Source organism: Streptomyces sp. NPDC059785, assembly GCF_042732375.1.
GTDB lineage: Bacteria > Actinomycetota > Actinomycetes > Streptomycetales > Streptomycetaceae > Streptomyces.
Window position 1 is genome coordinate 35,890 of sequence record NZ_JBHWHV010000070.1, and the last position, 11,828, is coordinate 47,717.

Annotated in this window: 10 protein-coding genes and 2 pseudogenes; 9 read left to right on the forward strand and 3 right to left on the reverse strand. The window is 68.5% G+C overall.

Annotated elements, in window-relative coordinates; all coding sequences use genetic code 11:
- Positions 1–381: 381 nt before the first annotated feature.
- Positions 382–1,014, reverse strand: coding sequence for a TetR family transcriptional regulator (locus ACFV6E_RS36465; protein ID WP_385467573.1), 633 nt, complete (start codon positions 1,012–1,014; stop codon positions 382–384).
- Positions 1,015–1,125: 111 nt separating this feature from the next.
- Between ACFV6E_RS36465 and ACFV6E_RS36470 the strand changes: the two genes are divergently transcribed.
- The 3 genes from ACFV6E_RS36470 to ACFV6E_RS36480 are packed head-to-tail and all read left to right on the forward strand — an operon-like array spanning position 1,126 to position 4,600.
- A complete protein-coding gene (locus tag ACFV6E_RS36470) occupies positions 1,126–2,709 on the forward strand; it encodes a bifunctional 3-(3-hydroxy-phenyl)propionate/3-hydroxycinnamic acid hydroxylase (RefSeq protein WP_385467576.1) in 1,584 nt (527 codons plus the stop codon).
- A gap of 17 nt (positions 2,710–2,726) precedes the next feature.
- Positions 2,727–3,596 carry an alpha/beta fold hydrolase gene (locus ACFV6E_RS36475; RefSeq protein ID WP_385467599.1) on the forward strand — a complete coding sequence of 290 codons (870 nt, stop codon included), beginning with the start codon at positions 2,727–2,729 and terminating at the stop codon, positions 3,594–3,596.
- Complete coding sequence (locus ACFV6E_RS36480) at positions 3,593–4,600, forward strand: VOC family protein (RefSeq protein WP_385467580.1); 1,008 nt, start codon at positions 3,593–3,595, stop codon at positions 4,598–4,600. The genes ACFV6E_RS36475 and ACFV6E_RS36480 overlap by 4 nt, the downstream gene beginning before the upstream one ends.
- Positions 4,601–5,047: 447 nt before the next feature.
- Here ACFV6E_RS36480 and ACFV6E_RS36485 read toward each other — a convergent pair.
- Positions 5,048–6,432, reverse strand: a pseudogene (locus ACFV6E_RS36485) (IS1380 family transposase).
- A gap of 112 nt (positions 6,433–6,544) precedes the next feature.
- Entirely contained in the window at positions 6,545–7,306 is a 762-nt protein-coding gene (locus tag ACFV6E_RS36490) for a hypothetical protein (protein ID WP_385467582.1), read from the reverse strand.
- 178 nt (positions 7,307–7,484) lie between these two features.
- Between ACFV6E_RS36490 and ACFV6E_RS36495 the strand changes: the two genes are divergently transcribed.
- The 6 genes and pseudogenes from ACFV6E_RS36495 to ACFV6E_RS36520 all read left to right on the forward strand — a co-directional run bounded on the left by ACFV6E_RS36495 (position 7,485) and on the right by ACFV6E_RS36520 (position 11,749).
- On the forward strand, positions 7,485–7,880 hold the full coding sequence (locus ACFV6E_RS36495; protein ID WP_385467585.1) for a hypothetical protein: 396 nt from the start codon (positions 7,485–7,487) through the stop codon (positions 7,878–7,880).
- Between the two features lie 161 nt (positions 7,881–8,041).
- Positions 8,042–8,254: pseudogene (locus ACFV6E_RS36500) on the forward strand (DUF1524 domain-containing protein); the annotation flags it as partial.
- Positions 8,255–8,467: 213 nt separating this feature from the next.
- Positions 8,468–8,704 (forward strand): hypothetical protein, encoded by a 237-nt coding sequence (locus ACFV6E_RS36505; protein WP_385467587.1) that lies wholly within the window; start codon positions 8,468–8,470, stop codon positions 8,702–8,704.
- 383 nt (positions 8,705–9,087) lie between these two features.
- Positions 9,088–10,050 (forward strand): endonuclease/exonuclease/phosphatase family protein, encoded by a 963-nt coding sequence (locus tag ACFV6E_RS36510; protein ID WP_385467590.1) that lies wholly within the window; start codon positions 9,088–9,090, stop codon positions 10,048–10,050.
- Positions 10,051–10,108: 58 nt separating this feature from the next.
- On the forward strand, positions 10,109–11,206 hold the full coding sequence (locus tag ACFV6E_RS36515; RefSeq protein ID WP_385467593.1) for an IS630 family transposase: 1,098 nt from the start codon (positions 10,109–10,111) through the stop codon (positions 11,204–11,206).
- A gap of 48 nt (positions 11,207–11,254) precedes the next feature.
- On the forward strand, positions 11,255–11,749 hold the full coding sequence (locus ACFV6E_RS36520; protein WP_385467596.1) for a hypothetical protein: 495 nt from the start codon (positions 11,255–11,257) through the stop codon (positions 11,747–11,749).
- Positions 11,750–11,828 lie beyond the last annotated feature (79 nt).

Sequence of the window (11,828 nt, forward strand, 5' to 3'; positions counted from 1 at the left end):
CCGCGCATGCCTCTCTCCGAGTCGCTGTCCCGCGCAGGGCGCTCGCCTATCCCGAACTCGAGTTCAAGGAGGTTTTTGGCCTTTTGCGGACGGTGCCGACGCTGTTCGGCGCGAGCCTCGAACGGCCCGTCGTTCTCCCGGAGACCGCCGGGCGTGCGGCAGCGCTCATGACCGACTGCGACGCGAGTGACACGGGCGTGCGCGCCGTCGCGGCCTGGCAGACCATGGCAGTGGGCCGGTTCCCGATCGCACTGCCCACCCGATGGCGGCGGCCGAGGCATCCCGGCCGGACGTCCTCATCGACACGGCGGATCCCGTCTTTCCTGCGGGGGCAGGGATCGACCTGTGGCGCGCGTCATGGCGCGCGAATGGGAGGGGTTGTCACTTCTTGTTCCGTGCCGCCATGTCCTCGCTGGCGGCGTACAGGAGCCGGGCGTGCAGTTCGAGCATCGCCACCAGGTCGAGGGCGTCGCCAAGGATCTCGCGCTGTACGAACAGTCCGTCAGCGCCGGCGACCGCGTAGGTGGCGAGGGACTGCACCTGTTCCGGGGTCAGGCCGGGCTGCAGGTCCTTGATCACGTCGATGATCTTCGTCCGCGCGATGTCGCGCACCTGGAGGAAGACGGTGCGGCCGCGCGGCTCGGCGGGGCGGCGCTCCAGGGCGAGCATCAGGCCGAGCCGGAGGAAATCGGGTGCGTCGACGAGTGACTTGGCGATGCCGGCCGCCATGGCGATGACCCGGTCGAGCGGGGTTCCCGTCTCCTCGCCCGGCAGCTCCATGGCCGATAGCCAGGCATCGAAGCTGCGCTCGATGACGGCCGCGATCAGGTCGTCCTTGTCCTTGAAGTGCCAGTAGATGGAGCTGGCAGGCAGCCCGCACCGGGCGCTCACGGCTGCGATGGAGGTTCCTTCGTAGCCCCGCTCGCCGGCGATCGCCACCGTGGCGTCGAGGATGCGCTGGCGCGACTCGACTCCGTTGGCCCGCTTCTTGCGGGGTGCCTGGGACCCGGTCATCGCGTCCGCCTCTCTTACTGTCCGTGCTGTCTCGGCCCTTGACCGTACCGGGCCACCTCTCTACTGTAGCGTGCACTCCAATTGGAGTGAGTGCTACAGCAAGGGGTTGGGATGGGGCAGCACGGCGCCTACGACGTGGCGATCATCGGCTACGGGCCGACGGGGGAGACCGCGGCCAATCTGCTGGGCGCGCTCGGTCTCGACGTCCTCGTCGTGGAGCGGGACGCCGAGGTCTTTGCCCGCGCCCGCGCCATCTCGACCGACGAGGAGATACTGCGGATCTGGCAGCGGGTGGGCCTGGCCGAGCGGCTCAAGCGGGACATGCTGTCCGACGGGCAGCCGGTCGACTTCGTCGACGCGGACAACCGCGCGTTCCTGAGCGCCGAGCCGACTCCGCGCGGCCACGGCCATCCGCCGCAGCTGTTCATCTACCAGCCCGCCCTCGAACAGGTGCTGCGCGAGGGCGTCGACCGCTTTCCGAACGTCGAGGTGCTGCTGCGCCACGAGTGCCTGCGCCTGCGCCAGGACGACGAGGGCGTGGAGCTGACCCTTGCGGGTGTCGACGACGACTCAGTACGCAGGGTGCGCGCCGCCTACGTGATCGCGGCCGATGGCGGGTCCAGTCTGACCCGCGCCCAGTTGAACGTCGGCTACGAGGGGCGCACCTACGACGACCGCTGGGTGGTCATCGACACCGAGATGCTCAAGCCGTGGCCGGGCCACGACCGGCTGCGCTTCCGCTGCGACCCGGCCCGCCCGGCGGTCGACTGTCCCACCCCGCTGGGCCATCACCGCTGGGAGTTCCCGGTGCTGCCCGGCGACGACGAGAAACACCTCACCACCGAGGACGCGGTGTACGGCCTGGTCGCCCGGTACGGCATCGGGCGGGACCAGATCAAGGTGGTGCGGGCCACGGTCTACAGCCACCACGTCCGCTTCGCCGCTCGCTTCCGCGTGGGCCGCGTCTTCCTCGCCGGTGACGCCGCGCATGCCATGCCGCCGTGGATCGGCCAGGGCATGGCTGCGGGCGTGCGCGACGCGGCGAACCTGTGCTGGAAGCTCGCCGCCGTGCTCCGCGGTGAACTCCCCGATTCCGTACTCGATACGTACGAGACCGAACGCAAGCCTCACGTCAAGGAGGTGACCCGGCGGGCGGTTATCGTCGGCCGGATCATCACCGAGCGGCGGCCCGCGGTGGCGCGCGCACGCAACGCCGTGTCCGCCGTGCTGACCCGCCTCCCGGGTCTCGCCGCCCGGATGCAGGACGCGAACTGGGTCCCCGTCGCCCACTACACGGCCGGCTTGCAGGCCGCGTCCGGCAGCAAGGCGACCGGGCGGCAGGTCCCCCAGCCATGGGTCGTCGACGCCGACGGCGCACGCATCCGCCTCGACGACGCGCTCAACGGCAGATGGCTCCTCCTGCACGCCGGCCGCAGCACGGAACAGCCCGCCTGGGCGCGCGTGCCCTCCCTGACCGTCACCCCCGCCGGATCCCGCCCGGCCGAGGGCACCCTCGTCGACACCGACGGCGTCCTGCTGCCGTGGATGCGCGCCCACGGTGCGACGCTCCTGGCCCTGCGTCCCGACGCCTACGTGTACACCGCCGCCGGACCCGGCGGGCACCTCGCCCCGCCGCCCCGCGGCTTCACCCCTGTCCGCACCGCCACCCCCACCCCAGTGAAGGGCGCACCGTGACGCAGAACACCGGCGGCCTGCCGGCATCCGAGGACCTCCAGGAGAGCACGTACGACATCGGCGGCCGGAAGATCTTTGCTGTCCAGGCGGGCGACCCTGACGCGCCGCCCGTCCTGCTCCTGCACGGCGGCGGCCCCGGCGCCTCCGGAGTCTCCAACTACCACCGCAACATCACCGAGCTGGCCCGCCAGCACCGGGTCATCGTCCCCGATCTGCCCGGCTACGGCCGCAGCACCAAGGGCGTCGACGGCACGGACCCCTTCGGCTTCCTCGCCGACCACATCCGCGGCCTCCTCGACGCACTCGGACTGGCCAAGGCCCACTTGGTGGGCAACAGCTACGGCGGATCGGCCGCGCTGCGCCTCGCTCTGGACACCCCCGACCGGGTCGACCGCATGGTCCTCATGGGTCCCGGCGGCTTCGGCACCACCCGCGCCCTGCCCACGCCCGGCCTGAACAGCCTGCTCAACTACTACACCGGCGACGGGCCCTCGCGGCTGAAGCTGGAGAAGTTCATTCGCAACTACCTCGTCTTCAACGCCGCCGAGGTCCCCGAGGCCGCCATCGACGAACGGTACGAGGCGAGCATCGACCCCGAGGTGGTGGCCTCCCCGCCGCTGCGCCGCCCCTCCGGGCCGAACGCGCTGCGCACGTTGTGGAAAATGGACTTCACCCGCGATCCGCGCCTGTCCCGGCTGCCGGTGCCCACCCTCGTGCTGTGGGGCGCCGCCGACAAGGTCAACCGCCCCTCCGGCGGGCGGACGCTGGCCGAACGCCTGCCCAACTGCGATCTGTATGTGGCCGCGAACACCGGCCACTGGGTGCAGTTCGAACGGGCCGACCTCTTCAACCGGCTGTGCGCCGACTTCCTGGGAGGACGCCGGTGAACACCTCCGCTTCCGTGTTCGGCAATGTCCACCTCGGCTACATCGTCATCGAGACCGACCGCTTCGCCGACTGGCGCCGCTTCGGCACCGACGCCATCGGCATGCACCACGACGCCCTCTCCCGCGACCTCATGCGCTTTCGCCTCGACGAGACGGAGTGCCGCTTCCTGCTGCGCCGAGGCCCCGCCGAGGACGTCGTCACGACCGGCTGGCACATCGACGACCACGCAAGCTTCGAGCAGATCGAGGCCCGCATCCGTGTCCACGGTGTACCCGTGGTCGAAGGCACCGCGGAGGAGGCGCAGTTGCGCGGCGTGGAGCGCCTGCTGCGCTTCCCCGGCCCGAAGGGCATCACACAGGAGATCTACACGACGCCGGTGACGTCGTCCGCACCGCTGCAGATGCTCGCCTCCGGCTTCGTGACGGGCGACTCCGGTATGGGCCACGTAGCCCTCACGTCCACCAAACCGGCCCAGATCCGCGGATACTTCAACACCGTCTTCGACGCCCGGCTCACCGACTACATCGACGAGACGATCAGCGGAGTCAAGCTGAAGATCCGCTTCCTGCGGGTCAACGAGCGCCACCACTCCATCGCGGTGGCCGCCACTCGCGGACTGCCCCTCGACCCCATCCGCACCCGGGTCCAGCACCTCAACATCCAGGCCGCCACCCTCGACGACGTCGCCCAGAGCTACCAGCGCGTCCATGAACTCGGCTTCAACATGGCGCTGTCGGTGGGCCAGCACACCAACGACAAGGAACTCTCCTACTACGCCCAGACCCCCTCCGGCTTCGAATGGGAAGTGGGCTGGAACCCCATCGTCATCGACGAGTCGACCTGGGAGCCCTCCACCATGCAGGGCATCAGCATCTGGGGCCACCTCCCCGTCGGCCAGACGATCACGGACAAGCTCGCTCAGTTCCGTGACGGCGCCCGCTCCCTGGCCAGGCCGGAGAACACGGTGCCGGCGCTGAGCGGAGCGGGGATTCCGGACGACTGAGAAAGGAGACCTCCGGCCGGCCTGACCACGGGCAGGCCCTTGTACGCATGCGTCACCTCCGCACCGCCGATCAGCAACGGCGAAGGAACCCATGCCACCGACCGCCCTTGACCACCGAACGTTCCTCGGCGGCGTCGCCGGACTCGCCGCCACCGCGCTCGACGTGCCTCCGGCCCATGCCGAGCCCGCGGCCACCTACTTTCGCCAACATCGCCGGACGCACCTCCCCACCGGCCCCGGACCAGCCCTGAATACTCGTAGCCGCCTCGAATACGGAGCGCCTAGCCTCGATGTTTCATGACGGTCCGTTGGATTTTTTGGCGGGCCGTTTCGGTTGTTCGGGCTTGTCGTGGGTGCGTTCGTGGCCCGGCTGTCGCGTCGGGTGGGCGCCGGGTTCCACGGTCCCGGGCGGGGTGCTCCTGGGCGAAGTGGCGGTGGACGTACTGGTCAGCCGGGGTTCGGGAGAACGTGGAGCCGGTTGAGTGCGTCGGTGATCACGTCGGTCCAGGGCCAGTGACCTGCGAATTCCAGATGCCTGCGGCGGCCGGTCGTGACGAGCTGGGCGGCGGCGGAGAACAGGCGGAGTCGGAGACGACGAGGCTCCCACCTGCGGGCTTTCCCGGTCAGGGCGAGCATCGGCATCCTGGCGAGCAGGTCGAGGGCGATTTGAACGATCTCCAGCCAGATCTGGTTCTGCGCGGTGTCGTGCAGTGGCAGGTTGCGCAGGCCGGTGGCCCGCGCGCTTCGGATGCGGTCCTCGGCGCGGGCCCGCCGGCGGTGCCGCGGCTCCAGCTCCGCGATCGGGACATCCGCGGTGTTCGTGGCGAAGCACGTCAGCCGCAGGCCGTCGGCGTCGGTGAGGCGCAACTGGGCGCCGGGGTGCGGTCGTTCCTTGCGGACGATCAGCCGCATCCCCTTCGGCCGGCCCTGGAGACAGTCACCATCGAGTTCGGCGCCCCAGGCGCCGTCGCGGACCTCGCCGTCCGGCTCGACGGCCGGCGTCCAAGCGGAGGCAGGCACCTTGAGGACGGCCTGGTGGATGGCCTCGGTGATGGTCATGCCGACCGAGTACGACAGCCAGCGGCCGCGCCGGGCGAGCCAGGCCACGAATCCGTGGGTGCCGCCGCCGGGATCGGTGCGAATCAGCGTCTGCCGTCCGCGCCGGTACTTCTTGGGCAGCTGAGAAAGGGCAAGTTGTGCGGCCGGATGTGATCGGCGGCGGTGTCGGAGCCGGCGTTCCCGGGCCGCAGCAGTCCGGCGACCGGCTCCCCGCTGCCGCCCGGGCCGTGGTCGACGAAACCCGTCGCGGGGTGGTGCCCGAACGTCTTCTTTCAGGTTGTGGAGGCGTCCTGCTTCTCGGAGTGCGCCAGCACGAGCAATACGTCGATGTCCACGATCACCCGCCCGCCCGCATCCGGGCTGCCCTGTCCCGCCACCTTCCAGACATGGTCGCGGACGTGTGCGCGGGCGGTGCGGATCGCGGTCAGGGCTGTCGGCCCGGCCGCGGCGGGGGTATCGATCAGGCGGGAGACGGTGGGATCCGAGGCCACCGCGCCGAACACGGCCGGCTCGGCCCGCAGCATCCCCACATCGGCCAGACAGTCACCGCCCGGCGCGACCGCGAGAGCCACATCCAGCAAGACCTTCCCCGGGTCGTGCACCGCCCGGGACTTGCGCCACGGCGCCAGCGCCGTCGATATCGCCTGGTCCAGCCCGGTCTTGCGGATGGCCTCCACCAGCAGCACCCCGCCGGCCTGGGAAACCATCCCGCGGCCACCGCCCTCGGTACGGACACGCGGGCGGAACCCGATACGCTTCTTGACCTGGAGCATGCTTTTTTCCTGCGACGACCCGGACCCTAGAAAAGTCCCATCGTTGCAGGTCAGGAGCACTCTCTGTGTTTCTGGTCACCCACCGGACACCCTGCCACGTGAAAGCGCGAGGCTAATACAGAGTCGGGAGCACCCGGGCCACTGCCTCATGGAACTTGATCTGCAACGGCTCAAGCTGCCTGCTGGCCCGCTTACACGCCTCCACGTCCTTCGCCCACACCGACTCGCCTGCAAGGGTTCGCAGCTCCGTGGCAAGCGCTCGTATACCGTCGTCGAAGACCCGGGTTCGTGCTGTCTCAAGACTCAGCACGGCCGCCGACCAGCCAACGGCTGTCGGAGTTTCCCAGACTCGAGCAGTCCAGTTCCCCGTCTCCTGAAGCTCAACGAGCAACCTGTCCATCTCGCCATAAGCTGCCTTGATCAAATCAGCCACCGCAGCCTGCAGAGCCAGGACGCTCTCTCGCTGAAAAGCATCGCGGGCAGCTTGCTGATCACGCTCGAACTGCCGATCACGAGCGGCGGCCTCGCGACTTCCGGTGAGCCGCTCCTTATAGATGGTCAACGCCGATGTCGTGACGGAGCCCAGCACGACACCAACGAAGCCGAACACAGCCTCCCCAGCCAAGCCACACCCCCTACCCCGAGCAGCCTGAGCCTTTCCTACCACCGATGCCATGCCGCGACACACAGCCAGTTCAGAGAAGCCTGCATCCGCTGCCCACTTCTGCGGACGGACCCCGCTCAACTGCCCCGCCTTCGGGAGATTCGCGACGACCTCCTCGACCGCATCGACGAAGCCCGCGAGCACGGCTGGCTCGGCGAGGTCGATGGCCTCAACGTCAGTCTCGCCGCCGCCAACAACAAAATCGCCCAACTCGAAGAGTTAGCTCACTGGACCACTAACCTCGGCATGCCCCGCTTCCACGACGTCGCCCCGCACACCATCACGCCGAGCACCGGACCGCACTGCGATCCCGCGACCTGAAGCGGCTCCAGCACCTGCCCAAAACATCCATGGCCGTCACATACCTGCACCGCCTACGCTCCACCCCATGCGCAGCGTGTTTGTCTTGCCTGCAGGTGGGCGAGCTGAGACCGTCACCGCGCTCGATCAGCACCTGCCACAGCAGCGTGATCCGTGGAGCCTGAGCGGCAACCTCTTCATCGACATCGACGACGAGCACACTGGTCACCTCTTCTCCGACTGGCCTCCGGACGAGATCGCAGTCCTTGAAGCGGCCATCGGCCACCATCCCCGCTGGGCAGTGCAGATCGATATCTCCGGACGCATCGACGGCACCACAGAGATTCACCAGCTGGTCGTGCTGCTACTTGAGCACGGTGGTGTTGCCCTTGACGACTATCCCGCCCACCCCTGGACTCTGCCGGAAATCGAGTCCGGGACCGTGATTGGCGGCCTACGCCCGTCCTCAAGCTTCGGGCCCTGAACGACAATGACTATCTCGACGAGTACTGGGCACTCCATTTCGCCCGGGAACACGAACGTCTCTACTCCGCTCCCGATCATCACAACTACCAGCACACGGCCTGAGCCGCGAACTTCCCGGAACTGGAGCTACACCCAGGCAGCGCTCAGCCCGTCGTGCTGGCGCCGGAGCGGGAGGCGTACGCGAACGATCTCGGGAACAACCGTGCGCTGATCGCGGTGTCCGCGGCCAGTAACCGCAGTAAGGCTAACCAGGATCCCTCGACGTGGTGGCCGCCGGCGGCGGGCTACCGCTGCCGGTACGTGACGGACTGGGTGGCCGACAAGACCCGCTGGGGCCTGAGCATCGATCCCGGCGAAGAGGCTGCGCCGTGACCGCCTCGAACTCGCGCTCACCCGCTCCGGATCCATGCCGGGCCCCCGGCCGACCCGCAGTCTTCCGTCGCCGCGGATCCGCGCCCGGCGGCGCCGTCCGACACCGTCCGCCGGTGTCTGGCCCGTCCGATTCGGTCCGAAGCACTGCGTGCCGCCGCCGACGGTGCAGCAGTCCGCCGCGATGGTAGCGAGTGCGGCGGCGATGTCACCTCTGTGCGGCTGCACGATCCGCAGGATGCGGTCGCCCTGCTGCGCGAGCTGGCGGCCAGCAGCGAACTTGCCGCGGACGGGGGCCTCGACGAGGTGGTCGACTCCGCGGTGCTGACCGGCCTGCTGGCGCTGCAGGAGACGCGCACCACGTCCGATCCGAGCCCGGCGGGCGAGCTCTGCCTGAGCACCGTCCGCCACCTCGCGCTCGCGGTCATCCTGGCCAGCGCAGACCTCGACTGATCGCGATCCACGTCGGCGTGTGCCCTCGCCGCTGCACCCGCAGATCGCCAAAGCCTGATCGAGGTGGTCGCCTCCGCCTCCGCCCATGCCCTGGTCTTGAGGGTATTGCGGTGGCGGTGCGCTCCGGACACCTTGCTGACCAGGCCGGACAGCGACGCCCTGTCCGGGACTGTCCGGGACAACCCATAGCCGTTGTCAGCACACGCTGTCCTTGAGCAGCATCGGCAGGGCCGTTCCTGCGCAGCTTGCCCCAAGCAAGCGCTACCGCTGCTGCCGTCACCGGTGGGATGGATCCTCCTGGGTGGAAGGCGCAGCCGACCAGCGCCGGACAGCGTTCCGGTCACCGACTCGTGTGACCGGTCCCCACACTTATGGGAGTTGTTATGCACCTCACCTTCAAAGCCCGCTTGAGCCGGGCCGGTGTTGCCTCGGCCGCCCTGACGGCCCTGACGCTGCCCCTGGCGGGTACCGCCACGGCACAGGCCGATCCCGCCCCTTTGCGTGTTCCCGCGCAGGTCAACGCCATGACCTGGAACATCTGCGGAGGGTCACAGAGCAGCTGTGTGGGGACGGGCACCGCGGAGGAGAAGCTCGACCGCGTGATCCAGCGGGTCAACCAGGATTCCACCCTGACGGTGATAGCGCTGCAGGAGGTCTGCAGCTTCGCGCACGCCGCCAGGCTGCAGGAACGGCTCGGTGAGCAGTGGGTCGTCAATTTCCGGGCAGCACCGGTCATGGGAGGTGAACACGGCGAGCTCAACAGGTGCACCCTCGCCAATCTGCCGGCACCGAAGAACCAGCCGGGCGGTGTCCTGGTAGCGATGAAGAAGCTGCCGGGAGCCTCCATCACCGTCGTGGACGAGGACTTCGTGGGGGTGCCGTACGCCAACGACAAGGACGGCCACCCGACACAGGGCGCGGCCTGCCTGCGGGACTCGGTGAATAAATTGCTGGCTTGCTCATCCCACTTCCCGTTCGACGGGGCGGACAAGGAAAAGGGCACAGAGTTCGACAGCCGCAGCGGCTGCGCCAAGCAGTATGCGGCTCTGGGCAAGAAATGGCGGGCCCGGGGCTGGAGGACCATCCTCGCCGGCGACCTGAACCTCAACGTTCTGGCGAGAAGCGAGCTACTGCGTATCTGGCCGCTGTACAGCGGGGGCAACTTCGAAGGAGACCGACTCAACCGAACGACTGCCCCCAGCTTCCCGTTCGACAAGAAGCTGGACTACATCTTCTTCTCCGCGAACAACTGGCAACGCCGAGGAGCTGCCGTCGACAAGTCTGAGGCCATCAGCAGCCTCAGCGACCACTACCTGCTCAAGGCAACGGTGCGCCCCATCCGCTAGTGTCCTGCGCCAGTAGTTGCCCGTTAGTAGTTGTGTGACTTCTGCTGCTGGTGCGTCAGTGCCTCGTCGGGGCCCGAAGCTGGAACCGTTGCTGCTGTCCGCTGAAGAGCGGGCGGAGTTGGAACGGTGGACGCGTCGGGCGACTTCGGCCCAGGCGCTGGCCCTGCGGGCGCGGATCGTGCTGGCATGTGCGGGACCTGAGGTGCCGCCGATCGTCGCGGTCGCCCGGGAGTTGCGGGTCACCGCGGACACCGTCCGCAAATGGCGGCGGCGCTTCCTGGCCGGGCGGCTGGACGGGCTGGCCGACGAGCCGAGGCCGGGCCGGCCGCCCACCATCAGCGTCGATCAGGTGGAGGCGGTGGTGGTCACCACGCTGGAACAGCTGCCGAAGAACGCCACCCACTGGTCGCGCACGTCGATGGCCCGGCACAGTGGTCTGTCGAAGTCGACGGTGGGCCGGATCTGGCGGCAGTTCCAGCTCAGGCCGCATCTGGCGGACACCTTCAAGCTGTCGACGGACCCGCTGTTCGTGGAGAAGGTCTACGACGTTGTGGGCCTGTACTTCAACCCGCCCGAGGGCGCGGTGGTGCTCTCGGTGGACGAGAAGTCGCAGATCCAGGCCTTGGACCGGTCCCAGCCGGTGCTGCCGATGATGCCGGGCATGCCCGAGCGCCGCACCCACGACTATGTGCGCAACGGACTGACCACGCTGTTCGCCGCCTTCGACGTGGCCACGGGGGAGGTCATCACCGCCCTGCACCGCCGGCACCGGGCCGTGGAGTTCAAGGAGTTCCTGATCCGGATCGACAAGCAGGTGCCCGCGCACCTGCAGGTCCACCTGATCGTGGACAACTACGGCACCCACAAGACCCCGGCGATCAGGGCCTGGCTGGCGAAACACCCGCGGTTCGAGCTGCACTTCACCCCGACCGGCTCCTCCTGGATCAACCAGGTCGAGCGGTGGTTCGGCTACCTCGCCCACCAGATGATCCGTCGCGGCGCACACAAGAACATCCAGGCCCTGGAAGCCGACATCCGGGCCTGGGGCAAGGACTGGAACGAAGACCCCAAGCCCTTCATCTGGACCAAGACCGCCGAAGAGATCCTCGACTCCATTGCCCGCTTCTGCCGACGGATCTCTGGCGCAGGACACTAGAGTGTTGCCGGTAGGCAGTCGCGTTCGGGGGTATCGGTGGTACGTGTGGTGGCCGTCCACGGCATCGGCCAGCAGTCGCGGGGCGAGGAGACCCTTTTGACGCAGTGGTGGCCTGCCATGGCCGACGGGCTGCGCCGCGCCGGGGCTGAGCACGGTGTGATGCGATCCGCTGTGGCGATGGCGTTCTACGGGGACGTGTTCCGGCCGGACGGGGAGTTCCTCGCAGTGGGAGATCCCCCCTACCGGGCTGCCGACGTCGGTCACGGGTTCGAGGAGGAGTTGCTGCTGGCGTGGTGGCAGGCGGCGGCCGAACACGATCCGACGGTCGTGCCACCGGATGCGGCGGACACGCTGATGGCAACGCCACGGTTGGTACAGGCCGCGCTGCGGGCACTGTCGGCCTCGCCGTTCTTCGCCGGGGTGGCACTGCGGGCAATGGTCTTCGACCTGAAACAGGTGCACCGCTATCTGCTCGACCCGAAGGTGCGGGAGCAAGCTCGCAGCCGGGTGATGGAGGCGATAGGTCCTGGAGCTTCCCCGTGATCGCGGACACCTGGAGACTGGGATCTGAGTGATCCCAGAGGAAGTAGCACCAGGTGGGAAGTAAGTACACGAAGCGGTA